The sequence below is a fragment of the Bacillus sp. JJ1127 genome, from assembly GCF_036965845.1.
In the GTDB taxonomy this organism is placed as follows: Bacteria; Bacillota; Bacilli; order Bacillales; family Bacillaceae_G; genus Bacillus_A.
The window spans coordinates 1-24,709 of record NZ_JBALQK010000020.1 but is presented as its reverse complement, the minus strand read 5'-3'; the positions used below and the strand labels follow the sequence as shown (position 1 = coordinate 24,709).

At 36.9% G+C, this 24,709-nt stretch carries 28 protein-coding genes and 1 other annotated feature; of the genes, 5 read left to right on the top strand and 23 right to left on the bottom strand.

Annotated elements, in window-relative coordinates; genetic code table 11:
• The first annotated feature begins 320 nt into the window (after window positions 1-320).
• Window positions 321-2,207 carry an LTA synthase family protein gene (locus V7183_RS02800; protein ID WP_097897312.1) on the top strand — a complete coding sequence of 629 codons (1,887 nt, stop codon included), beginning with the start codon at window positions 321-323 and terminating at the stop codon, window positions 2,205-2,207.
• A 208-nt stretch (window positions 2,208-2,415) separates the two neighbouring features.
• Window positions 2,416-3,123, top strand: a complete 708-nt coding sequence (pssA, locus tag V7183_RS02795; protein ID WP_097897313.1) for a CDP-diacylglycerol--serine O-phosphatidyltransferase — start codon at window positions 2,416-2,418, stop codon at window positions 3,121-3,123.
• A 32-nt stretch (window positions 3,124-3,155) separates the two neighbouring features.
• On the opposite strand, the gene V7183_RS02790 is transcribed toward pssA, so the two are convergent.
• From V7183_RS02790 to ilvE, 20 genes are all read right to left on the bottom strand, one after another.
• Window positions 3,156-4,127, bottom strand: a complete 972-nt coding sequence (locus tag V7183_RS02790) for a 2-hydroxyacid dehydrogenase family protein (protein ID WP_335358627.1) — start codon at window positions 4,125-4,127, stop codon at window positions 3,156-3,158.
• Window positions 4,128-4,277: 150 nt separating this feature from the next.
• The gene (locus V7183_RS02785; RefSeq protein ID WP_097897315.1) at window positions 4,278-4,442 is read right to left on the bottom strand and encodes a DUF4025 domain-containing protein; all 165 of its coding nucleotides are present in this window, start codon (window positions 4,440-4,442) and stop codon (window positions 4,278-4,280) included.
• Between the two features lie 69 nt (window positions 4,443-4,511).
• Window positions 4,512-5,534, bottom strand: a complete 1,023-nt coding sequence (locus tag V7183_RS02780; protein ID WP_097897316.1) for a histidinol phosphate phosphatase domain-containing protein — start codon at window positions 5,532-5,534, stop codon at window positions 4,512-4,514.
• Window positions 5,535-5,546: 12 nt separating this feature from the next.
• A complete protein-coding gene (hisE, locus tag V7183_RS02775; protein WP_097897317.1) occupies window positions 5,547-5,870 on the bottom strand; it encodes a phosphoribosyl-ATP diphosphatase in 324 nt (107 codons plus the stop codon).
• Window positions 5,871-5,882: 12 nt separating this feature from the next.
• Window positions 5,883-6,188, bottom strand: coding sequence for a phosphoribosyl-AMP cyclohydrolase (hisI, locus tag V7183_RS02770; protein WP_097897318.1), 306 nt, complete (start codon window positions 6,186-6,188; stop codon window positions 5,883-5,885).
• Window positions 6,185-6,943, bottom strand: coding sequence for an imidazole glycerol phosphate synthase subunit HisF (hisF, locus tag V7183_RS02765; RefSeq protein WP_335358626.1), 759 nt, complete (start codon window positions 6,941-6,943; stop codon window positions 6,185-6,187). The genes hisI and hisF overlap by 4 nt, the downstream gene beginning before the upstream one ends.
• Entirely contained in the window at window positions 6,937-7,656 is a 720-nt protein-coding gene (hisA, locus tag V7183_RS02760; protein WP_335358625.1) for a 1-(5-phosphoribosyl)-5-[(5-phosphoribosylamino)methylideneamino]imidazole-4-carboxamide isomerase, read from the bottom strand. The genes hisF and hisA overlap by 7 nt, the downstream gene beginning before the upstream one ends.
• Window positions 7,629-8,258 carry an imidazole glycerol phosphate synthase subunit HisH gene (gene hisH, locus V7183_RS02755; protein WP_335358624.1) on the bottom strand — a complete coding sequence of 210 codons (630 nt, stop codon included), beginning with the start codon at window positions 8,256-8,258 and terminating at the stop codon, window positions 7,629-7,631. The genes hisA and hisH overlap by 28 nt, the downstream gene beginning before the upstream one ends.
• A complete protein-coding gene (hisB, locus tag V7183_RS02750; protein ID WP_097897322.1) occupies window positions 8,259-8,843 on the bottom strand; it encodes an imidazoleglycerol-phosphate dehydratase HisB in 585 nt (194 codons plus the stop codon).
• Window positions 8,843-10,132, bottom strand: coding sequence for a histidinol dehydrogenase (hisD, locus tag V7183_RS02745; RefSeq protein ID WP_335358623.1), 1,290 nt, complete (start codon window positions 10,130-10,132; stop codon window positions 8,843-8,845). The genes hisB and hisD overlap by 1 nt, the downstream gene beginning before the upstream one ends.
• Before the next feature lie 12 nt (window positions 10,133-10,144).
• Window positions 10,145-10,780 (bottom strand): ATP phosphoribosyltransferase, encoded by a 636-nt coding sequence (hisG, locus tag V7183_RS02740; protein ID WP_097897324.1) that lies wholly within the window; start codon window positions 10,778-10,780, stop codon window positions 10,145-10,147.
• Window positions 10,756-12,018, bottom strand: a complete 1,263-nt coding sequence (locus V7183_RS02735; protein ID WP_335358622.1) for an ATP phosphoribosyltransferase regulatory subunit — start codon at window positions 12,016-12,018, stop codon at window positions 10,756-10,758. Before V7183_RS02735 ends, hisG begins: the two co-directional genes overlap by 25 nt.
• Before the next feature lie 317 nt (window positions 12,019-12,335).
• Window positions 12,336-12,923, bottom strand: coding sequence for a 3-isopropylmalate dehydratase small subunit (leuD, locus tag V7183_RS02730; RefSeq protein WP_335358621.1), 588 nt, complete (start codon window positions 12,921-12,923; stop codon window positions 12,336-12,338).
• Window positions 12,901-14,295, bottom strand: a complete 1,395-nt coding sequence (leuC, locus tag V7183_RS02725; RefSeq protein WP_335358620.1) for a 3-isopropylmalate dehydratase large subunit — start codon at window positions 14,293-14,295, stop codon at window positions 12,901-12,903. The genes leuD and leuC overlap by 23 nt, the downstream gene beginning before the upstream one ends.
• Window positions 14,295-15,359: a 3-isopropylmalate dehydrogenase gene (gene leuB / locus V7183_RS02720; RefSeq protein ID WP_097897328.1), complete on the bottom strand. Its 1,065-nt coding sequence runs from the start codon at window positions 15,357-15,359 to the stop codon at window positions 14,295-14,297. The genes leuC and leuB overlap by 1 nt, the downstream gene beginning before the upstream one ends.
• Window positions 15,360-15,444: 85 nt before the next feature.
• On the bottom strand, window positions 15,445-16,965 hold the full coding sequence (locus V7183_RS02715; protein ID WP_335358619.1) for a 2-isopropylmalate synthase: 1,521 nt from the start codon (window positions 16,963-16,965) through the stop codon (window positions 15,445-15,447).
• A 1-nt stretch (window position 16,966) separates the two neighbouring features.
• Window positions 16,967-17,977 carry a ketol-acid reductoisomerase gene (gene ilvC, locus V7183_RS02710; protein WP_335358618.1) on the bottom strand — a complete coding sequence of 337 codons (1,011 nt, stop codon included), beginning with the start codon at window positions 17,975-17,977 and terminating at the stop codon, window positions 16,967-16,969.
• Window positions 17,978-18,003: 26 nt separating this feature from the next.
• Entirely contained in the window at window positions 18,004-18,516 is a 513-nt protein-coding gene (gene ilvN / locus V7183_RS02705; RefSeq protein WP_335358617.1) for an acetolactate synthase small subunit, read from the bottom strand.
• Window positions 18,513-20,213 (bottom strand): acetolactate synthase large subunit, encoded by a 1,701-nt coding sequence (ilvB, locus tag V7183_RS02700; protein ID WP_335358616.1) that lies wholly within the window; start codon window positions 20,211-20,213, stop codon window positions 18,513-18,515. The genes ilvN and ilvB overlap by 4 nt, the downstream gene beginning before the upstream one ends.
• A gap of 72 nt (window positions 20,214-20,285) precedes the next feature.
• Window positions 20,286-20,514, bottom strand: a binding site (T-box leader).
• A gap of 44 nt (window positions 20,515-20,558) precedes the next feature.
• Window positions 20,559-21,455, bottom strand: coding sequence for a branched-chain-amino-acid transaminase (gene ilvE / locus V7183_RS02695; protein ID WP_335358615.1), 897 nt, complete (start codon window positions 21,453-21,455; stop codon window positions 20,559-20,561).
• Between the two features lie 414 nt (window positions 21,456-21,869).
• Here ilvE and V7183_RS02690 point away from each other — a divergent pair, with 414 nt between their 5' ends.
• Window positions 21,870-22,109 carry a DUF3911 family protein gene (locus V7183_RS02690; RefSeq protein WP_097897335.1) on the top strand — a complete coding sequence of 80 codons (240 nt, stop codon included), beginning with the start codon at window positions 21,870-21,872 and terminating at the stop codon, window positions 22,107-22,109.
• Window positions 22,110-22,221: 112 nt separating this feature from the next.
• Window positions 22,222-22,461 (top strand): YkuS family protein, encoded by a 240-nt coding sequence (locus tag V7183_RS02685; RefSeq protein ID WP_141523200.1) that lies wholly within the window; start codon window positions 22,222-22,224, stop codon window positions 22,459-22,461.
• 387 nt (window positions 22,462-22,848) lie between these two features.
• Here the strand turns inward: V7183_RS02685 and V7183_RS02680 are convergent, their stop codons facing one another.
• The gene (locus tag V7183_RS02680) at window positions 22,849-22,938 is read right to left on the bottom strand and encodes a phosphoribosyl-ATP pyrophosphatase (RefSeq protein ID WP_097897337.1); all 90 of its coding nucleotides are present in this window, start codon (window positions 22,936-22,938) and stop codon (window positions 22,849-22,851) included.
• 115 nt (window positions 22,939-23,053) lie between these two features.
• A complete protein-coding gene (gene ytfJ, locus V7183_RS02675) occupies window positions 23,054-23,515 on the bottom strand; it encodes a GerW family sporulation protein (RefSeq protein WP_097897348.1) in 462 nt (153 codons plus the stop codon).
• 204 nt (window positions 23,516-23,719) lie between these two features.
• Between ytfJ and V7183_RS02670 the strand changes: the two genes are divergently transcribed.
• Window positions 23,720-24,079 carry an imidazole glycerol phosphate synthase gene (locus V7183_RS02670; RefSeq protein ID WP_097897349.1) on the top strand — a complete coding sequence of 120 codons (360 nt, stop codon included), beginning with the start codon at window positions 23,720-23,722 and terminating at the stop codon, window positions 24,077-24,079.
• A 33-nt stretch (window positions 24,080-24,112) separates the two neighbouring features.
• Here V7183_RS02670 and V7183_RS02665 read toward each other — a convergent pair.
• The coding region (locus tag V7183_RS02665) for a potassium transporter TrkG (protein WP_335358614.1) at window positions 24,113-24,709 on the bottom strand (597 nt) is incomplete at its 5' end.

The following is a 24,709-nucleotide window of genomic DNA, read 5'->3' as shown; positions in this document are numbered from 1 at the left end:
CACCTAAAAAGAGGGGTTTGATGTCGGTTTTTTAATTGATGTATATATAGATAAAAAATAAACTGTCCGCAAAAGCTCGACTAGTGAAGACTAATAATGAGTGGATGATGCCCCCGCTCATTCAAGTTTCACTTTATTGTCTCCTACTTCTCTTTTTCTACTCGATTATTACAAAAAGCGTCCACAATTCTGTTTTGTTCTCGTATAATAGTACACATAGTATAATAATCACATAAGGCTGTTCGTATATATAAAGTGAAACCTCTATTCATAAAAGTGCAATCACTAGAACTGTCATAATAGTAGGAAAGGAGTATATTATGCTACAACATTTATTTCCAAAATTACGATTTGCACTTATTGCAGTCGTTTTATTATGGATCAAAACATATATTGTATACAAGCTAGCTTTCGATATTAAAATTGATAACTTTTTCGAAGAAATTATGTTGCTATTTAATCCGCTAGCTTCCTTGCTTTTATTTTTTGGTCTAGCATTATTAGCATCAAAATATCGAAATCGAATTATTATTGGAATCAGCTTTATACTGTCATTTATTTTATTTGGGAACGCAATGTTTTACGGGTTTTATAATGACTTTGTCACATTTCCTGTTTTATTCCAAACAAATAACATGGCTGATTTAGGAACAAGTATTAAAGAACTATTTACGTATAAAACATTGCTTCTATTTGCAGACGCCATTATCTTAATATTCATTTCACGTAAGTTTCCAAACTTTTGTGATACAACACCATTATCTAAATCTGAAAAAAGAAGTTTTTTTAGTGGTGTCACCGCTCTATTAGCACTACAAATTATTGTTTCTGTGGTTTATAAACCACAGCTGTTTTCACGTTCTTTTGATCGTCAAACGGTAGTGAAAAATCTCGGTTTATACACATATCATCTATTTGATATCGCACTTCAGTCTAAATCTTCTACAGAGCGTGTATTCGCAAGTGGAGATGAGTTTTCGGAAATTAAAAACTACGTGAATTCAAAAGATAAACAAGTTGACAAAAACTTATTTGGAGCTGCAAAAGGAAAAAATGTAATTTTAATTTCAATGGAATCTACACAAAGTTTTGTCATTAACAAAACAATAAATGGAAAAGAAATTACTCCATTTTTAAACCAATTTATAAAAGATAGTTACTACTTTGATAACTTTTATCATCAAACTGGACAAGGTAAAACATCCGATGCTGAATTTATCGTTGAAAACTCACTCTATCCATTAGATCGTGGTTCTGTGTTCTTTACTCATGCAAAGAATGAGTACACTGCAACACCTGAGCAATTAAAAAAATATGGATATTATTCTGCTGTCTTCCATTCAAATGATAAGAAATTTTGGAATCGCGATGTAATGTATCCAGCACTTGGATATGATCGTTACTTTAATTTAAATGATTATGTAGGTACTGAACAAATGTCTGTTGGTTGGGGATTAAAAGACAAAGAATTCTTTGAACAATCTATTTCAAAATTAAAATCTTTACCACAACCGTTTTATACAAAATTCATTACATTAACAAATCATTTCCCATTTCTTCTAAACCCAGAGGACCGATATATTGACGAGTTTAATTCTGAAAGCGGCGTTTTAAATCGCTATTTCCCGACAGTCCGCTACACAGATGAAGCTCTTAAATTGTTTATTAATCGATTAAAAGAAGAAGGGTTATACGATAATTCAGTTATCGTCATTTATGGAGATCATTACGGAATTTCTGAAAACCATAATGCAGCTATGGCTCAATTCCTTGGGAAAGAATCTATTACACCGTTTGATTCTATGCAACTGCAACGCGTCCCTCTTATTATTCATGTGCCTGGTCAAGAAGGGAAAGTCATTTCTAAAGTATCTGGACAAATTGATCTTAAACCGACATTGCTTCATTTACTTGGTATTAAAACGAATCAATCAATCGAGTTTGGGACTGACTTATTTATAAAAGAAAAAGATCCACTTATCGTTATGCGTGACGGTAGCTTCGTAACAAATGAGTATATTTATACAAAAAATATGTGTTACCAAAAAAATACAGGTGAACCGATTGATTCCGCGATATGTCAGCCATATATTGAAAAAGCAAAGACCGAATTGAACTACTCCGATAAGCTTATCTATGGAGATTTATTACGATTCGATCCTAACAATCAATACAAAACCGGAACAATGATGACCAAATTTGAATAATATAAGGAGCAACTTCACATGATAACAACTTGGAGTTGCTCCTTTTTTATTATTTTAGCCAGTGATTTCATTCTCAATGGTGCCTTCCATGAAATCTTTCATAAATTGGGAACTTTTTTCGTACGAGAAAGAAATTTATGGTATGATAAAATAAGTAAACTTTCATAAACTAATTAAGAATTTATTACAGAAAGCAAGGGATCAGAATTTGTATAGGGCAGCAATTCCAAACTTATTTACGCTCGGAAATTTATATAGCGGATTTTTGTCAATCGGCTATGCATCTTTAGGATATTATAAATCAGCTGCTATTTTAGTACTAATCGGGATGATGTTAGATAGTCTTGATGGTCGAGTTGCTCGTTTACTACGTGTTGATTCCCAAATGGGGAAAGAGCTTGATTCACTAGCAGATGTTGTAACATTTGGAGCTGCACCGGCTGTTTTAATGTACTACACATCTTTTTCAAATTATGGGATTATCGGACTATACATAGCAGGGCTATTCCCTCTTTTTGGAGCATATCGCTTAGCACGATTTAATGTTACACCTTCGTCTACTTCTATGAAGTATTTCACTGGTGTCCCTATTACTGCAGCGGGAGGACTTGTTGCTTTCTTAACATTGTTCTCACATACCATCCCAAAAATTGTTCTCATTACAGTATTTGTAACGTTTGCATTTTTAATGGTAAGTCGCATTCGCATTCCAAGTTTAAAAGATGTGCCAATTCCACGATATAGTATCATTATTACATTATTTTTAATTGGCATTATTTATACAATGTATAAAACAAGTTTTGGTAACATGTCTGTATTTCTATTCATTGCCATTCCTCTTTATATTTTGTATATGCTATCTCAATTTCTTAGACAAAGACCGGCTCATAAAAACCGAGCAAATAAAGAAAAATAAGAAGAAGCCTTCCAAGCAGGGAAGGCTTCTTCTTATTTTGTTACCAATACTTTTGGATTTACAGGTGTTAACGGTTCTTCTCCTTCTAGTACCGCTAAAATGTTTCGCACTGCCATTTCAGCCATCGCATCCCGTGTTTCAAACGTCGCATTACCAACATGAGGAGTAAGAACAACGTTTTTCAATCCTTTTAATTGCTCTGTAATTTTCGGCTCAAATTCAAATACATCAAGGGCTGCACCTTCAATTTCATTGGTTTCTAACGCACGAGCAAGCGCTAACTCATTCATAATTGGACCGCGTGCTGCATTTACGATATAAGCTGTTTTCTTCATCATTTTAAATTGTTCTTCATCAATCATATGATATAAGCTTGGGCTATATGCACAGTTAATTGTAATAAAGTCCGCTGTTTGCAATAGTTCTTCTAACGTTACATACGTTGCTCCTAACTCCTGCTCTGCTTCTTGTTTGCGATTTGGCCCTGTATAAATAATATTCATACCAAATGCCTTTGCACGTTTTGCAACTGCTTTTCCAATTTCTCCAAGGCCAATTACTCCGATTGTTTTCCCATATACTTCTCGTCCAAGGAAAAATAACGGTGCCCACCCATTAAATCCGGTCGTCCGACATACAGTATCCCCTTCTGGAATTCTTCTTGCCGCTGCTAAAAGAAGAGCAAATGTTAATTCTGCTGTTGCTTCTGTGGACACTTTTGGTGTATTTGTAACAGCAATTCCCTTCTCTGTTGCATATGTGTAATCAATGTTATCGTAGCCTGCACCATAGTTAGCAACGATTTTTAAATCTGGTGCTGCATCAATGACCTCTTTTGTTACCTTAGTAGAAAGTAAACTTAGCAGTGCATCTTTTCCCTTTACACGTTCTATCAATTCTTCTACACAAATTAATTCTTCTTTATCATACATTTCTACATCATGATTTTGTAATAACCGTAATCCGATTTCTGGAATTTTTCCTGCTACTAATATTTTCGCCACTATAAGCACCTCTTCTATTTAAAAATGAGAATTCCCTTATATTTTATTGTAAAAAATCTATATCAAAAAAGCCAAGTAATTTGATTAGAGTTTTGAAAATCGACACTTCTTCCCATAAATAAAGAGGAGATAAATCTCTCTCCTCTTTATTTATTGCGCTTCATTCGATTGTTTCTCAAGTTTTGCATCAATCGTACCTTCTACTACTGTATCACTTATTTGCTCTTGTACAATAGAGTCGACTTCCTCGTTCATTTGAGAAGCATAACTTTGAGTTGTCACTTTCGCTTTCTGCTTATTTTGTTGTTTTTCCATTTAAAACCCTCCTTTATCATTCTTTCTTATTCTGAGCAAAAAGAAAGGTTTTCATCACAAAATCATCTTTTACTTTGAAATAGTTGCCGATTCCTCTTCAAGCACCTGCATTTGTCTTACCCGTTTCGTAAATGTAGCAACATGAGAAATACCATGATTACGTAATACTTTCACATTTTCCGCAATATATCTTCCTAAGTCATTTGGATAATGAGCATCTGACGAGAGAGTAATCGGCACTTGATGCTGCGCTAAAACTTGTAAATAAAGAGGACTTGGACACATCTCACGCACAGGGTAACGATAATATAATCCTGCATTCACTTCCGTAGCTGTATCTGTTTCAAGTAACGCTCTTGCAATTTTTTTATAATATGGAAGCTGCTCATTTTCATCTAATCGATAATTAAATACTTTTATATTATCGAGATGTGCTACAATATCAAACAAGCTAGAACGAACAGCTTTTTCGACGGTTGCAAAAAACGTATCATACAATGTATGCAGGCTGTGATTCTCAAAATATTCTTTCGTATCTGGATTGTCAAATCCCCAGCCATCTATAAAGTGAACAGATCCAATGACATAATCCCAATCCCCTAATGCTAATAATTCTTCTAATTCTCGTTCCCCACCAATAAAGTAATCTGCTTCGATTCCGAGCCGCAGCGCTACACCACGCTTTTTCCAACGCGCCTTCGCTTCTTGAATTACCTTTGTAAATTCATAAATCGATGCAACTCGCACTTGATCTAACCATTCTTTTTGCAAACGACCTAGCTTTGACTCACTAATGTCTACGTATTTTTCGTAATACTTCTTTGCTTCATAGAAGCGATAGAGATGATCAACAATCCCAACTTCTTTTATTCCTTTTCGCAATGCTTCTTCTAAATATAAATCAAGCCATTCCACTGTAAACGGCCCTTCCTGCACTCGCTTTTGCAAACGCTCTTGTGTTTTCATAAGCCATTTAATCGAATGTTTTTCTTCTTTAAGCGGTTGATAATATTCTAACGCTTCATTTATTCTCGCCAACCAACCTATTGAATATGGACCTTCTTCCAAATGAAGGTGATAATCCACTTTCATCATCTCTCCTCCTTATAATGTATCAATTTCCTTACGCTCTCCTGTTCTCGATAGCTTCCCTTCCCTTTCTTTCACTTCTTTTAACACATCTTCTAACGAAATATTTTTTGCGGCTAGTAAAACAAAGCAGTGATAGAAGACATCGACCATTTCTTTTACAAGTTCTTCTTTATTATCATTTTTTGCAGCGATTACAACCTCTGTACATTCCTCTCCTATTTTCTTCAAAATTTTATCCTCGCCTTTTGTAAATAAATAATTTGTATATGATTCAGGCACTGGACTTACTTTCCGCTCACCGATTGTTTCAAACAAAGATTTTAATACATCTTCCATCATCTAATCCCCCTATATAATTTTGTGATGAAAACACGTTTTCTCACCTGTATGACACGCTGGCCCTATTTGCTTTACAACAATTACAATTGCATCTTGATCACAATCTAAATAAAGAGATTGAACGTATTGAACATGACCAGATGTTTCCCCTTTATTCCATAACGATTGCCTTGAGCGGGAATAAAACCATGTCTTCTTTGTTTCTAGCGTCTTTTCATATGCTTCCTCATCCATATAAGCTAACATTAAAATTACTTTAGTATCTTCTTCTACCACAACAGCTGGTAACAATCCTTTGGAAAAATCAGGTCTCATAATCTCACCTCAATGTTTGCCTTTCGTAATTGTTGCTTCACTTCCTGTACAGTAGATTCACCGTAATGAAAAATTGATGCTGCCAAGGCCGCATTTGCAGATGTTTTTTGAAACACTTCTACAATATGCTCAGCATTTCCACATCCTCCCGAAGCAATGATTGGTACAGAGACATTTTGGGAAATTACTTCTGTCAAACGAAGATCATAACCATCCTTCGTTCCATCTGCATCCATGCTTGTCAGCAAAATTTCACCTGCGCCTAACTGAACAACTCGCTTTGCCCACTCTATCACATCGATTCCTGTATCAACCCTACCTCCATTTACATATACATTCCACTTGTTTTCTTTCACTCGCCTTGCATCAATTGCTACCACAATACATTGTGAGCCAAAATGTTCAGCACCTTCCCCGATTAACCTTGGATTTCGCACCGCAGCTGAGTTAAGCGAAACTTTATCGGCACCTGCTCTTAACAATTTATACATATCTTGAACAGTCGAAATACCGCCCCCAACTGTAAGCGGAATAAATACTTTTGATGCCGTCTCCTCTACAACGTTCACAATCGTTTTTCTACCTTCATGCGTCGCTGTAATATCTAAAAAAACAATTTCATCTGCCCCCGCTTGATTATACAAAGCAGCTATTTCAACAGGGTCCCCGACATCTTGTAACCCCACAAAATTCACACCTTTTACAACCCGGCCAGCCTTTACATCTAAACAAGGAATAATTCGCTTTGCTAACATAACTTTGTTACCTGCAACGCTTCTTCTAAATCAATTGCTTTTTTATACAGCGCCTTCCCAATGATTACACCATATACATTCATATCATTCAGCTTTTTCACATCTTGCAGTGAAGACACCCCGCCTGAAGCAACAATACGAAGTGACACTGCTTCTTGTAGTAACTGTAATTGTTCAAAATTCGGTCCTAGAAGTGTCCCATCTTTCGAAATATCTGTAAAGATAATCGTTTGTACACCTACACTCTCCATTTGTTTCGCAAGTTCAATGTAAGAAATTTCAGACACATCAAGCCAGCCTCTCGTTGCAACATAGCCATTTTTTGCATCAATACCAACAATAATATTCTCTCTATATAAATGAACTGCTTCTTCTAAAAATGAACGGTCATACAAAGCCGCTGTTCCTAAAATAACTTTTTCTACTCCTACTGACAACAACATTTCAACTGCCGAAAGAGATCTTACTCCCCCTCCAACTTGCACTGGAATACGAACGGTCTTACATATATCTGCAATGACAGACAAATTTACCGACTGCCCAGCGATCGCCCCATCTAAATCGACAATGTGTAACATTCTTGCTCCTAGTTTTTCAAATCGTGCTGCCTGGTCAACTGGATTTTCATTCATCACTGTTTCTTTGTTAAACTCTCCTTGATAAAGTCGAACACATCGCCCTTCTTTTAAATCGATTGCTGGGAAGATTTCCATAACTCTACCACTCCTTTAAAATTTCTTAGCATCTGTATTCCAATTTCACCACTTTTTTCAGGATGAAACTGCGCTCCGAATATATTCCCTTTTGCAACAAACCCTGGAATTTCAATTCCATATTTACTACTCCCGCAGACAAGATCTCTTGGACAATCTGCATAATAAGAGTGAACATAATATACAAATGAATTGTCTGCCACTTCATTCCACAACGGGATTTCCCGTTTTTTCTTTAATTGATTCCAGCCCATATGCGGTATTTTATAAGAAACTTTTAATTTTCGGATACTACCTGGCAACAAACCAAGTCCTATCGAATTCCTGATTTCTTCGCTTTCCTCAAATAAAAGTTGCATTCCTAAACATATACCAAGCAACGGCTTTCCCGATTTCCCAAACTCTTGCAGTACGAAAACGAGATTTTTTTCCTCTAAAGCTTCCATCGCTTTTGGGAAAGCACCTACTCCTGGTAGAATCACACCGTCACTTTCCAATATTTTCTTTTTATTATCCGTCACAGTATATTCTGCTCCGATACATGTTAATGCTTGTTCCACGCTGCGAATATTCCCCATCCCATAATCTATAATTGCAATCAATTACAACATTCCTTTCGTGGAGTTTACCCCAACAATGTTTTCATTTTTATCTACAGCTTCTCGAAGCGCACGCCCAAACGCTTTAAACAACGCTTCAATTTTGTGATGTGTATTACTGCCATATAAGATACGTGCATGCAAGGTAATATTTGCAGCATGAGCAACCGCCCTAAAAAACTCCTCTGTTAACTCCGTATCAAAATCTCCTAATTTCGGATTTGTCAGCTCACCTTGAAATACAAGATAAGACCTCCCACTTATATCAATTGCCACAAAACCTAATGACTCATCCATTGGTACATATGCTGCACCGTAGCGGTTAATCCCCTCTTTATTTTGCAATGCTTCTTTTAAGCAATTTCCAAGCACAATTCCAACATCTTCAACAGTATGATGAGCATCAACAAATACATCTCCCTCAGCTACAATTTGCAATCCAAATCGACCATGTCTTGCAAATAAAGTTAGCATATGATCAAAAAATCCGACGCCCGTTTGAATAGAGACATTTGTACTTTCATCTAGTTGTAAACTCAGTTTAATTTTTGTTTCTGTCGTTCCCCGCTCTTGACTTGCCTGACGCATTATTTTTCCTCCTCAAATCGAATTTGAATGGCTCTAGCATGCGCATGTAATCCTTCTTTATCTGCAAGATTTATAATATGATGCTTTACACTTTTTAAAGCTTCTTTCGTATAGGAGACAAAACTTGATTTTTTCACAAAATCATCCACTGATAACGGTGAAAAGAAACGTGCTGTTCCACTCGTCGGCAATACATGATTCGGCCCTGCAAAATAATCTCCAAGTGGCTCTGGTGCATATGGACCAATGAAGATAGAACCTGCATGTTGCACATAAGCTAAGGCATTTATCGGATCATTTATATGTAATTCTAAATGCTCCGGCGCTATTTCATTCGATAATTGAAATGCATCTTCTAACGAAGGTACAACAAAGATTGCTCCATTTCGTTTAATGGATTCACGAGCAATTTCACTCCTTGGCAATGTAGCAAGCTGTACTTCTATTTCTCTTTCTATTTCTTTTGCCAGCACTGCATTTGTTGTAATACAAATCGCAGTTGCTCTTATATCATGTTCCGCTTGTGATAATAAATCAGCTGCAATAAATGAGGCGTTCCCTGTTTCATCTGCGATTACCACAATTTCTGATGGACCAGCAATCATGTCAATATTCACTATCCCGTATACTTCTCGCTTTGCAAGAGCAACATATACATTTCCTGGCCCAACAATCTTATCCACTTTAGGAATCGATTCTGTTCCATATGCTAAAGCTGCAATTGCTTGTGCGCCACCTACTGTATAAATTTCATCGACACCAGCAAGTTGTGCAGCTACTAAAATATGAGGATCTATCCCGCTCCTTCCTGGTGGTGTTACCATTATCACTTTCTGAACACCTGCAATTTTAGCTGGCAATACATTCATGAGTACCGATGAGGGATACGATGCTGTTCCTCCTGGTACATATACACCAACTGTTTCTAGCGGCCGAATGAGCTGCCCGCGAATGATTCCTTCTTTTTCACAATCAAAAATAGACTGCCTTGTTTGTTTTTCATGGTATGATATGATATTTTTTTTTGCTTCTTGTAACGCCTCTAGAAATACAGCCGATACATCTTTACTTGCATTTTCTATTTCTTCGTTTGTCACACGAAACTCTTCTATCTCAATACCATCGAATGATTTTGTATAAGAAAATAGTGCTTCATCTCTTCTTTCTCTCACTTTTTGAACAATTTCTCTTACACGTAATTGAACAGTTTCTTCTATTATATTAGCGTGCTCTCTTAGCAACTTGATTCTAGATAATGCTTCTGTAAAATCTTCATACATAATCTCCATTATGCTCCTCCTTTATTTTCCTTCAGCAATGATACACTCCATTCTATTTATAATACTGAATATTTCGTCTTTTTTAGTTTTTAAAGCAGCTTTATTTACAATCATCCGAGCAGATATCGAGCACATTTCTTCAAATACAATTAAGCCATTTTCTTGCAATGTTTTTCCAGTTTCCACAATATCAACTATTGCATCTGCTAGCCCAAGGAGCGGGGCAATTTCTACAGAACCTTCTATTTTTATAATTTCTACATCTTCACCCCTATCACGAAAATACTTAGAAGTAATATGCGGATACTTTGTAGCAATTCTCTTTTTCCGATAACCTTCCCGATTATATGTCGGAATTGATGCAATACAAAACTTACAACATCCTACCTTCAAATCTACCATTTCATATATATCTTTCTCATATTCCATTAAAATATCTTTTCCAACAACACCTATATCTGCAACACCGTGTTCTACGTAAGTTGCAACATCAACCGCTTTAACTAGAATAAATGAAATATTGGTATTCGCACTTTGGAACACAAGTTTTCTTCCTTTATCCATAATTTCCGAACAATCAATCCCGATTTTCTCGAAAAGCGGAATGACATGCTTCTCCAATCGTCCCTTTGTTAACGCAATTTGAATGTTACGCATGAAGTTTCCCCTTCTTTCTGCATCATCCATTTTTCTTTCCAAACATATTCCACTAATGATTCTCCTGCCACTTCAATCACGGTTGTAATTCCATTCTTTCTTGCAAATTGAAAGGTGTCTTGCAAACTATCAAATAAAGATAATTCCACTTTCCACCCGTCTTTTTGAAGTAAATTACATAGTCTTTCCGCTTCTGCTAATCGTTCCAATGTATAATGGATCATCACGTCTAGATGCTTTCGCTTGAATGATTCTTGTTGTTCTTGCAGTGCCCTAACAATTTGATTTACTTGTATAGCTAATCCAACAGCTGGCCTAGACTCGCCAAAATTCCCAATTAATTCATCATATCTTCCCCCACTAACAATTTCTTCTCCAACCTCATATATATACCCCTTAAAAATAACCCCTGTATAATAATGCAAATGTTGAATCATCCCTAAATCAATTGATATATATGATCCATAGCCTAACTTCTCGATCGTTTGATAAATTTCTTTTATCCGTGCAATTGCTTGCCTCATTTCATCATTAGAAGCAAGTTTTTCTGCCTCCTCAATTACCTCCAGCTTTCCAAATAATCTTGGTAACCTCTCAAGTAACCGTACTGTTTCGTCACTTCTATCTAAATTTTTATCTTGTAAAAAACTTGATAACGCTGCATAGTTTTTACTTTCGATATACGTGCGTAATAACATTTCTTCTTCTTCCTTAAGCGAAAGTTTTTTGACAATGCACTTATATAACTGAACTTGACCTAATTCAATTGTAAAAGAATGTACACCTACCCCTTGAAGTGCTTGAATCACACTTACAACACATTCTATTTCAGCCCGTATATTATCAATTCCAATAATTTCAATCCCCGTTTGAATGATCTCATTATATTTTCCAGAAAGTGATTCATTTGCTCGAAACACATTCCCGCTATATGTTACTTTCACAGGAGAATCTCCACCATGCATTCCTATTACCCTCGCTAAAGGAATCGTCATATCCGGACGCAAAACGATAATACGTCCTTGCTGATCAAAAAATTTATACATTTTCTCCTCATCTATCGGACGGTTTTGAAATGAAAACACATCATAAAATTCAATTGTAGGCGTTCTAATCTCCTCATATCCTCTTTCTAAAAAAGTACGTCTTAACTTTTGTTCAGCTTCTTCAATCAATGTACATTCTTCAAATACATAATCCCTTGTTCCATTTGGATTTGCTCGTTTCCATTTCGTCATACAACTCCACACTCCCTTTCCTTTCTAATGTATGCCCACCATAACAATCAGGAACAACATAAAAAGAGCCTTGTAGAAAAAATACCTACAAGGCTCTTTTATAGAGTGTAGGTACAACGGGAATAACCCTTGTGCCTACACGTTGTTCACGCTAGGTTCAAGGGTTTTATGTATGATGATGTAGTTGTGTAAGCATAGATTGTACTGTAATCATTATCCTTACTCCCTTTCTCCTCTTGTTTTCACATAGTATATAACAATAAATTCAGAAAGTAAACACAATTCTAACTTTGTATTTATTTTTTAATTATAGCTCACTAAAAAATATAGTGAGCTATTTTTTGTTCGTATTCTTGAATTTGTTGTTCATATTGCATCGTAATTCCAATCTCATCTAAACCTTTTAATAATTTTTCTTTCCACATATTCTCAATTGTAAAATAAAAACGATTCTCTGGTGTTATAATGATCTCGTTCTCGAGATCAACTTCTATTACAGCTCTCGGATCAATGGATGCAAGCTCTTCACGCATTTCTTTTCCCATAACAATTGGGAGCATACCATTCTTCATACAATTCATATAAAAAATATCCGCAAACCCTCCTGCAATAATGACCCGGAAGCCATAATCAGCAAGTGCCCATGGCGCATGTTCTCTTGAAGAGCCACAACCAAAATTATCCCCCGTAACCAGTATGCTAGCTCCTTTTCGCTCTGGTGCATTTAGTGGAAAATCGAGATTTTCTTGACGCTCATTGTTATAGCGCCATTCATCAAATAAAAACTGTCCAAACCCTGTTCTTTCTATCCTCTTTAAATATTGTTTTGGAATGATTTGATCTGTGTCAATGTTATCATTCATTAATACAGCAACAGTACCTTTATGAATACGAAATGGCTCCATCATAACTCTCCTTTCTTACATCAACGAAATGACCATATAATGCGGATGCAGCTGCCATCGCTGGACTTACAAGATGTGTTCTGGCCCCTTTTCCTTGTCTTCCTTCAAAGTTACGATTAGAAGTGGATGCACAATGTTCTCCTTCAGGCACTTGGTCTGGATTCATTCCAAGACACATAGAACATCCAGGTTCTCTCCATTCAAATCCAGCTTCTTCAAATATACGATGCAGACCTTTTTTCATCGCTGCTTCCCTCACTTGCCTTGATCCTGGCACAACAAGCGCTCGCACCCCTTCTTTTACTTTTTTTCCTTTTACAACAGCTGCGGCAATTTCTAAGTCTGATAAACGAGAATTGGTACAAGAACCAATAAAAACGTGCCTAATTGGAATTTCAAATGCACTTTGTCCTGGTTTAAGCCCCATATACGCAAACGCTCTTTCATCATTTTTATCATTTTGTTCTGGTAACTGTTCATCAATACGAATCCCCATACTCGGATTCGTTCCCCACGTTACATAAGGTGCTAGTTTTGTAACATCTATCGAAAAACACATATCATAAATTGCATCTGAATCTGTATAAAGTTCACTCCACTTTGCTACTGCAAATTCAAACTCTTTCGGCGCATGCACACGTCCTTTTACATAAGCAAATGTTTTTTTATCTGGTGCAATAATCCCTGCCTTTGCTCCACCTTCAATTGCCATATTACAAAGTGTCATCCGTTCTTCCATTTCCATATCTGCAATTGCTTCTCCGTAAAACTCCATGACATATCCGGTTCCAACCGCTATCCCATATGTAGCAAGAAGGTGCAAAATAATGTCTTTTGCATATACTCCTTTTGGCAATTTTCCTTTTAATTCAATTCCCATTGCTTTTGGTTTTCGTTGCCACAATGTTTGAGTAGCTAGTACATGTTCCACCTCACTTGTACCTATTCCAAACGCTAACGCTCCAAACGCTCCGTGAGTTGCCGTATGACTATCACCACATACAATTGTCTTTCCTGGCTGCGTCAGTCCGAGCTCTGGACCAATAACGTGAACAATACCTTGCGCTTCATCACCAATATCCGCTAATGGAACATTAAATTGTTTACAATTATTACGAAGTGTATCTAATTGTTGCTTCGCAATGCGATCTGTAATGTTCCAAACATCCTTTGTTGGAATATTATGATCCATTGTTGCAAATGTTAAATCCGCCCTTCTAACAGTTCGATTGGCAAGCCGTAATCCTTCAAAAGCTTGCGGTGATGTTACTTCATGTACGAGATGGAGATCAATATATAATAAATCTAATCCATTTTCATTTGTCGCAACAACGTGTCTTTCCCACAACTTATCTAGTAATCTTTTCCCCATTATCTCCCTCTCCCAACTAGCGCTTGTTCTTCCATTTCTTGAAGTACAGCCTTTGTAAACGAAGTTGTTGTTTCATTTCCACCTATATCCGCTGTATATTTCCCTGATTGAAGAACTGCAGTAATCGCATATTCAATCGCCTCTCCTTCTCTTGTTAATTCAAATGACTGTCCAAGCATCATCGCGACCGAACGCATCATTGCGATTGGATTTACTTTATTTTTCCCTGCAATATCTGGTGCTGATCCGTGAATTGGTTCATACAATGACGGACCATTCTCCGCATGACTTGCCGATGGAAGCATTCCTAATGATCCTGCTAATACAGAAGCTTCATCACTCAAAATATCACCAAATAAATTTTCGGTTACAATGACATCAAACCGGCCTGGATTACGAATCAACTCCATCGCCGCTGCATCTACTAAAACATGCTCGAGCTCCACCTCTGGATAACGAAGGGCTACTTCTTCTGTAACAGATCTCCATAGTTTACTTGACTCTAAAACATTTGCTTTATCGATCGAAGTAACTTTTTTACGCCGTTTACTTGCAAGTTGAAAAGCATAAGAAACAATACGTTCAATTTCATGACGATGATAAGTTAGTGTATCTGTTGCTGCTTCTTCTGATCTTTCTTTTGGGAAAGAAAAATAAATCCCACCTGTTAGTTCACGAACGACAACAAAATCAACTTCATCTGCCGCCTTTAATGGAGATAAGTGCGAAGTTGCCTCATCTACAGCAACAGGCCGAACATTTGCAAATACCCCAAGTCCTTTTCGAAGAGCAAGTAATCCTTTTTCTGGTCGTTCTTTCGCTTCATCCCACCTAGGTCCACCAACTGAGCCGAGTAACACTGCATCACTTGCTAAACATGCTGCAAGTGTTCTCGGTGGTAACGGTTGCCCAAACGAATCAATGGCCGCCCCGCCAAACTGTTCATCCTGTAAATAAAAGCGATGGCCATATAACCTTTCGATCATGTGTAATACTTCTTTAGCACTCTCCATAATTTCCGGTCCAACACCGTCACCTGCTAAACAAACGATACGTTTTTCCATGTTATAAACACCCCTTTTTATTTATTTGAATTTTCAGAATATAAATTTGATAAGTAAGGGAATTCCTCCCTCACTTATCAAATCGTTACTTTACAAGCGTTAACAATGCCTTTAATTTTCCAGCAGCATGTACATAAGCTCTAGCTGATGCTTCTAATACATCTTGCGCAACACCAAATCCCGAAACTTGATGAGATCCTTCTTTTAGTTCCACATGAACATGAGCAAGTGCATCTTGACCCTGCGTAATAGATTGGATGCGATAATCAGCTAACTCACACTCAATTCCTATGATTCTTTGAATTGCATTATAAATTGCTTCAATACTACCTGCACCAGTTGCTGCATCCTCATACACGTTATCTTTCTCATCTTTTAGTACAACTGTTGCACATTGTGTACTGTTTGATACAAAATGTACCTGCAATTGTTTAATCGTATACTGCTGTGTTGAGAATGCCGCTTCTCCAAGCATAAGTGCACGTAAATCTTCTTCTGTAATCTCTTTTTTACGATCTGCCAGCCTTTTAAATGCCCTAAATGCTATATCCCGCTCTTCTTCAGTAAATTCATAACCTAGTTCTTTCATTTTTTCAGTAAATGCATGACGACCAGAATGTTTTCCAAGAACAAATAGATTTTGTGATTCTCCGATAAGTTCTGGTTCAATAATTTCATATGTTGTTACTTCTTTTAAAACACCATCTTGATGAATTCCCGATTCATGAGCAAATGCATTCGCTCCAACAATCGCTTTATTTTTCGGTACAACCATTCCAGTTAAACGACTAACTAATGTACTTGTTGCTTTAATCTCTTTCAATGTCATAGAAGACTGCGCTTCATAATAATCTCTTCGAATATGCAAAGCTACTGCTACTTCTTCTAGAGCGGCATTCCCTGCACGCTCTCCAATCCCATTAATCGTCCCCTCTACTTGCAGTGCTCCTCCTTCAATAGCGGCTAATGAATTTGCCACTGCCATGCCAAGATCATCGTGACAATGACAAGAGAAAATTGCTTTTTCGTAGGAAGGAACAGACTCTTGTAGATATTTAAAAAGAGAATAATATTCTTCTGGATTTGTATAACCCACTGTATCAGGAATATTAATGACATCTGCTCCTGCACGAATAGCAACTTCTACAGCTTCAGCTAAAAAAGGCTTTACTGTTCTCGTTGCATCTTCTGCAGAAAACTGCACTGTAGGAAACAACGATTTTCCTAACATAACAGAACGACGAATATTATCTAATACATCTTCTTTTGACATACAAAGCTTATATTTCATATGAATATCACTCGTTGCCAAGAAGACATGTAGACGTGGGTACACCGCACCTTTTACCGCTTCATATGCCTTACGAATATCACTTTCTTTTGCCCTGGCTAGACTCATAATAGAAGCATTTTGAATGGTTGCAGCGATGCGTTTTACAGAGCGAAAATCTCCTTCAGAAGCTGCTGCAAACCCCGCTTCCATTACATTTATTCCTAGTTTTTCTAACTGCCTAGCAATCTGTAACTTTTCTTGTTCATTTAAATTGACTCCGGGTGATTGTTCGCCGTCACGAAGCGTCGTATCCATGAACAAAATCTGCTTCATATTATTTAACCCCCGTTTTTACTTTCGGTTGTACAAACGGCATCATCTCACGTAATTTACGTCCAACAACTTCAATTTGGTGTTCATTTTCCTGTGCATTTGTCGCATGGAAATGCGGTCTTCCTGCTTTATGCTCCGCAATCCATCCTCTTGCAAATGTACCATCTTGGATTTCCTTTAATACTTCCTCCATTGCTTTCTTCGTATGCTCTGTTACAACACGCGGTCCTGATACAAAATCTCCCCACTGCGCTGTATCAGAAACAGAATATCTCATATTTTCAAGTCCACCTTCATACATAAGATCAACAATAAGCTTTAGTTCATGTAAACATTCAAAATAGGCAAGTTCCGGCTGATAACCAGCATCGACTAATGTTTCAAATCCTGCTTTTACAAGTGCCGTAACTCCTCCGCAAAGAACAGCTTGCTCTCCAAACAAATCCGTTTCCGTTTCTTCTTTAAATGTTGTTTCTAAAACTCCCGCTCTCGTTGCTCCAATCCCATCGGCATAAGATAGCGCTTTTTCAGTTGCTGTTCCAGTTGCGTCTTGATATACAGCAAATAACGCTGGAACTGCTCCGCCCTCAGCAAAAGTACGACGTACTAAATGCCCTGGTCCTTTCGGCGCTACTAGAAATACATCTACATCTTCTGGTGGTGCAATTTGATTAAAATGAACATTAAATCCATGTGCAAACACCAGTGAATTTCCAGCTTGTAAATTCGGTTCAATTTCCGCTTCATATACTTCCGGTTGTAGTTCATCAGGTAGAAGAATCATGACTACATCAGCAAACTTTGTCGCCTCTGCCACTGAATATACGGAAAAACCATCTTCTTTCGCTTTTTCCCATGACTTTCCTCTCCTTAGTCCAACTACCACATCAAAACCGTTATCACGTAAGTTTTGTGCATGAGCATGCCCCTGTGATCCATATCCAACAATTGCTACTTTCTTTCCCTTTAATACATTTACCGCTACATCTTTTTCATAATAAACTTTTGTCATTTTCTTTTCCCCCTATATTTAAATGATTAATGAATTAACATAATTTGTTTATCTTGTTTTTTCATACTACGCGTAAAAGCAGTAACACCTGTTCTTGCAATTTCTTTTAAACCATATGGTCGCAGTAGTTCAATTAAAGCCTCTACTTTTTCTTGCGTACCTGTTACTTGCACAACTATGGAATCCTTACCAACATCTATTACAGTGGCTCGGAATGGTTCAATTAAACTGTATAATTCCGCTCTTGATACACTTGATGTTGCTACTTTAATAAGAGCGAGTTCTCTTGCAATCATAGCTTCTTCTGTAATATCAGACACTTTGAGTACATCAATTTGTTTATGAAGCTGTTTAATTAACTGTTCAACTTGTTGTTCATTCTCAACATGTACGACAAATGTCATCCTTGAAATATCAGATGATTCTGTATGGCCAACTGAGATACTTTCAATATTAAAATGTCTTCGCGTCATGACACCTGTAATTCGATTCAATACGCCACTCTGGTTTCGAACGTTTGCTGTAACAATCCTTTTCATCTCTTTTCCACCCCCTCCATTTGATGAACACCTTTTCCAGGAGCAACCATCGGCATAACTTTTTCAGACTGAAGTACCCGGCAATCAATTACTACAGGTTCTTGCAATTCAATTGCTGCTTGTAACTCCTTCTTTGCAAGTAATGGGTTTTCAATTCTTACCCCTTTTATGCCATATGCATGAGCAAGTGCTACGAAGTCTGGCTGACAAGAAAGTAATGAGTGAGAATATCTTTGATTATAAAACTCATCTTGCCACTGTCTTACCATTCCTAAAGCTTCATTATTTAAAATCAAAACTTTAACCGGTAAAGAGTGTTCCTTCAATACACTCAGTTCTTGTAATGTCATTTGAAAACCAGCATCCCCAACAATTGCTACTACCAATTCTTCTGGCTTAGCAATTTGCGCACCGATTGCTGCTGGAAACCCAAATCCCATCGTACCAAGTCCTCCTGATGTCACCCACTTATCTGGAGATTTCAGCGGATAGTATTGCGCAGCCCACATTTGATGCTGACCAACATCAGTTGTAATAATTGCTTTCCCTTTTGTAATTTCATATAACATATCAATTGCTGCTTGCGGTTTAATTTTTTCTGAATCTTGTTTATAAAAAAACGGATATTGTTCTTTTCTACTTTTTAAAAGTGAAAGCCATTCTTGATGATTTTCTTTTCTCTCTTTAGAATCTAACAACGCTTCTAGTGCCTGCTTTGCACTCGCCACAATTGGAATTGCTGTCGGAACATTTTTCCCAATTTCTGCTGGATCAATATCAATATGTGCAACAACAGCTTCTTTCGCAAAATATGCTAAATTCCCTGTAAGACGGTCATCAAATCTTGCACCAATATTGATAAGTAAATCACACTCATATAAAGCCATGTTTGCTGTATATGAACCATGCATTCCTCCCATTCCTAGAAACAATTCATCATCTGGTGGAAACCCTCCTAATCCAAGGAGTGTATGAACAACAGGTATACTGTGCATTCGCGCAAAATCAGTTAATTCTTGTGTAGCTTTCGCATGTAATACACCAGCGCCAGCCAAAATGAGCGGTTTGTTTGCATTTGCAATTGCTTGTAATAATTTGCTAACTTGTAATGGATTCGGTTCATAATTTGGCTGATACCCCGGTAAATCCATTTGTGGGTTGCTACATCGCTCTCCTTGTTCTACTACCATATTTTTTGGAAGATCAATAACGACTGGGCCCGGCCGCCCTGTTTTTGCAATATGAAATGCTTCTTTAATAATCCGTGGTAAATCAGATGCCCTTCGCACCTGATAATTATGTTTTGTCACCGGCATAGTAAGCCCCATAATATCCGCTTCTTGAAAAGCATCACTTCCGATTAAAGTCGTAGCGACTTGCCCTGTGAAAACAACAAGCGGTAATGAATCGATCATCGCATCCGCAAGACCAGTGATAACATTTGTCGCACCTGGACCACTTGTTGCAATGACAACACCCGGTTTCCCTGTAATTCGTGCATATCCCTCAGCTGCGTGAATTGCACCTTGTTCGTGCCTTGTTAAAATATGCGGAATCTCACAATCATAAATTGCATCATAAAGCGGCAGAACTGCACCACCTGGATAACCAAAAATAACTTCAACCTCTTCCCTTCCTAGCGCTTCTAACAACAGCTGTGCACCAGTTGCCATTTTCTCCTCCGTTTTTAAAGACATTTCTCTTACGAACCTCCTTTAAAATTGTTTTTTACAATAAAAAAATCCTACGTCCACACTCCAGCTATGTGCTGAAGGGACGAAAGATTTCGTGGTACCACCCTTCTTCGCAAGAATACATCTTGCCTCAGTGACTCAGGGATGAGTCTAGCTAATAACGGAGCTACCGTCTAAGCCTAGACAAACGCTTCAGCTTAGCACTCAAGGGCGATGTTCGTTGACGTGAACCATCGGTTTTCAGCAACCACCGACTCTCTGTGAGGCTTCACAATCAACTACTCCTCCCTATCAATGCTTTATCATTTCATAACAACGAACGATTCTTTATGGTTCGTTATACTTTTATTATCCAACTTTATTTTCTTCATAAATTTTCTCGCCATCTTCTACAACTAACTTACGAAACTCTTCCAATAAGCGATTTGTATGCAGGCCCGTTTTTCCTGAACCAATTGTTCTTCCATCAACTGTTGTTACTGCAATTACTTCAGCCGCAGTTCCTGTTAAAAACACCTCATCAGCTACATATACATCGTGTCTTGTAAATAATTCTTCTCTTACGTCATACCCAAGTTTTTCGCCAATTTCTAAAATAGCATTTCTTGTAATACCTTCTAATGCCCCAGCAGAGCTTGGCGGTGTTATTAATTTATTTCCTTTTATAATAAACACATTATCGCCAGACCCTTCAGCCACATAGCCTTGTTCATTTAACATAAGCGCTTCTTGTACACCAGCAAGTTTCGCTTCAATTCGAACTAAAATATTATTTAAATAATTTAAGGACTTCACTTGCGGAGTTAATACATCTGGTCGATTACGACGTGTCGCAACTGTTACAACCGGGATTCCTTTTTCATAATATTCTGGCGGGAATAGAGATAACTGCTCTGCGATTACAACTACATTCGGTTTCGAACAAGAGTCAGGATCTAACCCAAGGTTTCCTACACCTCTTGATACGACTAAACGGATATATCCGTTAGATAGCTTATTTTGACGAATGGTTTCAACAACAATACTAGTTACTTCTTCTAACGTATATGGAATTTCTAACATAATGGATTTTGCTGATTCATATAAACGGACAAGATGTTCTTTAAGACGGAAAACATTTCCGCTATAAACACGAATTCCTTCAAACACCCCATCTCCATATAAGTAACCATGATCATATACCGAAACTTTAGCTTCATCTTTTGGCACAAATGCTCCATTTAAGAAAATCCATTGCTCGTTCACTTAAAGCGCCTCCTATGTTCTATGAATTTTTTATTGTTTCCTAGTTTACTCTCCTTTTCAAATAAATCAAGATAATTTTTAGAAAATTTATAATTTTTAATCATACGCACATCTTTCATTGTATTGATTTATCAACATTGTTAACGTTTACAAAATGTCAAAAAATTTTTTTCGTCATTTTTCGTTCTAAAAAATATTTGTTTAAAAGAAGGAGTTCTGTCAAATATTGCGAATCTATTGTATTCAATAAACGAACGTCCCATTTCATATATTCGGGAATATACAACGACTTTTGATGAAAAAGGGGGAAAATAAGTAAAACAATATTGTCTAAAAATAACAATCATATTTTTTACGTAGTTGTCATAATCCTATTTTAAAAAAACAATTTGTCAAATGAGGGAGGAAAATAATATGGCGTGTGTACAAATTAAAGGAACGAGACAAGAAGTAGTGGAGATGCTGCAACTATTTGACTTAATGGATACAAAGGGATTCTGTAAATTCAATAATTATGTAGAGGTAGAACCCAATGAAAAACAGCATAATAACTTTATCGCCTCAATTGATGTTCAATCCAGTAATTACTCTACTCAAGATCAATTGAATGATCAATTTGTAAGTCAAATGCTCACTGGTGTGTATAACGACTAATACAACAGCAATCCTGCCTTGAATTTATATCTTCCTATCATCTTTTTCTCAAATATATAAATATCTGCTAAAAATTTGAGCATATTACTAGAGATGGTAGGAGGTGAAATTTATGGCGAAAATTGGTGTGGAAGATTCTTTAACAGATGTTCAACAAGCTTTAGAACAAAAAGGATATGAAGTAATTACACTACGCTCCGAAAATGACGTACAAGGATGCGACTGTTGCGTCGTAACCGGGCAAGATTCTAATGTAATGGGAATCAGCGATGTATCTATAAAAGGTTCTGTGATTAAGGCGAGTGGCTTAACAACAGATGAAATTTGTCAGAAAGTTGAAAGCAGACTGTAAAAAATAACGAGTCTATTATGTTTGCCTTATCTAAAAAGAGAAGCCTCCTTATGAAAAGGAGGCTTCTCTTTTTTTATATTCACTTAACGGGAAAGTAACATATACTGGATGAAAGCCCTACCTCTCTCTCATCAATACGGTTCCTCTGACCGCTCCTTAATCCACTAGTATGTGTATAAGCTTATAAATACAATTTTTAGGGTCTGTTCACAAAAGTTGTTGATAAAATTACCCGATCTTCCGCAAACTTTTCATGTCGTATTTATAAGTAATATCCAATATATACTAGCTGTAACCGAGACACGAAATCAAATTTTAACATGTAATAACAAATACGTCAATATTTATTTTGACAAAACAAAAACAGACGTTATGACCTGTCTGTTTTTAAAATGGCGCTTTTTCTTTTACTACATAAACAACAAATCCGCTTACTAACATACATAAGCCGACAGCCAAATTCTTGATGTTAATCATAACTTCCTCTCCCTTATTTCATAAATCATATATATTTACATTTCAATTATATTTATCGTTCCTAAGCACACTTTTTCTAATATATCATAATTCCTAAAAAATGCAAGTTGGTTCTTTAATAACCATTTACAAACTTACCGACAGTATTTGGTACCATATTCAAAGCTTTTTCAATCAAATGTGTACCACTATGTAAATGCAGCACTTGTACACCACCAGATCCCACTACTAAAAAAGCTACTGGGTTAATTGAAACTCCCGCACCACTTCCGCCTCCGAACGGATGCTCTTGTTTCACTTCTTTTTGCTGGCCTTGTCCTGTATGTTTTTTTCCGTTAGACATTTCTCCTATAAAATCACTTCCCCCTGCTCCAAAACCAAAAGCTACTTTTGAAACAGTTAAAACAACATTTCCATCCGCTGTCGAAACCGGACTTCCAACAATTGTGTTTACATCTACCATCTCTTTTAAATTTGTCATTGCCGTTTTCATTAAATTTTCAATTGGATGTTCCATCATTTCAACCACCCTTTCCTTATCATTCTTTTTTATACTTTCCAAAATAGAGGAACTCATACCAAGTTTTACAATCCAAGAAAAAAATACTTTTATATCCCACCTTCCCCTCTTAGGCATTAAGGAGAATTTCCCTTCATTCTTCTTTTGCAAACAGTTTCTCTATAAACTCTTTACTTCAGCTCACTTTTTTATGGATATTGCTACCTATGAATGGCGGAATAAAAAAGAAAAAGATATACATACTACTTAATGAACCTTGTTATGAAAGGAGCTATTACCTTGACTGATAAATTTGATGACAACCATAAAGTCGAAGGCGATTATAAAGAAGAGTACGCAGCAGAAGTTGCACCTCAGCGAGTCAACTATGATGATAAGGACGATGTGAAATCAAAAACAGCAGGATCCACAGCAGGATTTATCGCTCTTGCACTTGCTATATTATCACTCTTTACATTTCCAACACTCTTCGGCATTGTTTCTGTTTTACTCGGTATTTATGCTTATAATCGTGGCGCTACTGTAACTGGCAGCATCGCTGCTATTGTAGGCGGCATTGCTGCAGTTGTTGCTATTATATTCCGCGCTGCGATCATCGGTTTATTTTTCTCGCTTTTTTAAAGAAAAAAGGTATCTCGCTTTTTGCGAGATACCTTATCCTGTGAAAACATCTTCTGATGGATATCGAATTTTTTGTTTTGCTGGTCGCGCTAAAGAAAACACCAATGTTAACGGGCCGATTAGTCCACAAAACATAACAAACATAATGATACATTTTCCAATTGCTGATAACTTAGCCGTAATTCCCATCGTCAATCCAACCGTACCGAATGCTGAAATTGTTTCAAATAATAGCTGAATAAAACTAAAGTTTTCTGTAAGCATTAATAAAAATACTGCTGTAAAAATAAGAATTTGGCTAGCTACCACAATCGCTAATGCTCTTGTTACCGTTGACATTTTGATTGTACGATGAAATAAAACAAAGTCTTCCTTTTTTCTAAAAAAGGAAAGAACTGATGTAATTAAAATAACAAATGTTGTTAACTTAATTCCCCCACCTGTCGAAACACTTCCTGCACCGATAAACATTAAAATCATCGTAAACAATATGGTTGGCTCTCCCATTCCTCCATAATCAATCGTATTAAATCCTGCTGTACGGGGGGTAATTCCTTGGAAAAACGAAGCCCATAACTTGTCACCTAAAGACAATGGTCCTAATGTTTTTACATTATTATACTCCAATAT

Coding starts and splice junctions, on each gene's coding strand:
- V7183_RS02800 (WP_097897312.1), top strand. CDS start 321: ATGCTACAACATTTATTTCCAAAATTACGATTTGCACTTATTGCAGTC.
- V7183_RS02785 (WP_097897315.1), bottom strand. CDS start 4,442: ATGGAAAAACAACAAAATAAGCAGAAAGCGAAAGTGACAACTCAAAGT.
- V7183_RS02780 (WP_097897316.1), bottom strand. CDS start 5,534: ATGAAAGTGGATTATCACCTTCATTTGGAAGAAGGTCCATATTCAATA.
- hisE (WP_097897317.1), bottom strand. CDS start 5,870: ATGGAAGATGTATTAAAATCTTTGTTTGAAACAATCGGTGAGCGGAAA.
- hisI (WP_097897318.1), bottom strand. CDS start 6,188: ATGAGACCTGATTTTTCCAAAGGATTGTTACCAGCTGTTGTGGTAGAA.
- hisF (WP_335358626.1), bottom strand. CDS start 6,943: ATGTTAGCAAAGCGAATTATTCCTTGTTTAGATGTAAAGGCTGGCCGG.
- hisA (WP_335358625.1), bottom strand. CDS start 7,656: ATGGAAATCTTCCCAGCAATCGATTTAAAAGAAGGGCGATGTGTTCGA.
- hisB (WP_097897322.1), bottom strand. CDS start 8,843: ATGCGTCAGGCAAGTCAAGAGCGGGGAACGACAGAAACAAAAATTAAA.
- hisD (WP_335358623.1), bottom strand. CDS start 10,132: ATGGAGATTATGTATGAAGATTTTACAGAAGCATTATCTAGAATCAAG.
- hisG (WP_097897324.1), bottom strand. CDS start 10,780: ATGCGTAACATTCAAATTGCGTTAACAAAGGGACGATTGGAGAAGCAT.
- V7183_RS02735 (WP_335358622.1), bottom strand. CDS start 12,018: ATGACGAAATGGAAACGAGCAAATCCAAATGGAACAAGGGATTATGTA.
- leuD (WP_335358621.1), bottom strand. CDS start 12,923: ATGGAGCCATTTCGTATTCATAAAGGTACTGTTGCTGTATTAATGAAT.
- leuC (WP_335358620.1), bottom strand. CDS start 14,295: ATGGGGAAAAGATTACTAGATAAGTTGTGGGAAAGACACGTTGTTGCG.
- leuB (WP_097897328.1), bottom strand. CDS start 15,359: ATGGAAAAACGTATCGTTTGTTTAGCAGGTGACGGTGTTGGACCGGAA.
- V7183_RS02715 (WP_335358619.1), bottom strand. CDS start 16,965: ATGAAGCAGATTTTGTTCATGGATACGACGCTTCGTGACGGCGAACAA.
- ilvC (WP_335358618.1), bottom strand. CDS start 17,977: ATGACAAAAGTTTATTATGAAAAAGATGTAGCGGTAAATGTATTAAAG.
- ilvN (WP_335358617.1), bottom strand. CDS start 18,516: ATGAAAAGGATTGTTACAGCAAACGTTCGAAACCAGAGTGGCGTATTG.
- ilvB (WP_335358616.1), bottom strand. CDS start 20,213: ATGTCTTTAAAAACGGAGGAGAAAATGGCAACTGGTGCACAGCTGTTG.
- V7183_RS02690 (WP_097897335.1), top strand. CDS start 21,870: ATGGCGTGTGTACAAATTAAAGGAACGAGACAAGAAGTAGTGGAGATG.
- V7183_RS02685 (WP_141523200.1), top strand. CDS start 22,222: ATGGCGAAAATTGGTGTGGAAGATTCTTTAACAGATGTTCAACAAGCT.
- V7183_RS02680 (WP_097897337.1), bottom strand. CDS start 22,938: ATGATTAACATCAAGAATTTGGCTGTCGGCTTATGTATGTTAGTAAGC.
- ytfJ (WP_097897348.1), bottom strand. CDS start 23,515: ATGAGTTCCTCTATTTTGGAAAGTATAAAAAAGAATGATAAGGAAAGG.
- V7183_RS02670 (WP_097897349.1), top strand. CDS start 23,720: ATGAAAGGAGCTATTACCTTGACTGATAAATTTGATGACAACCATAAA.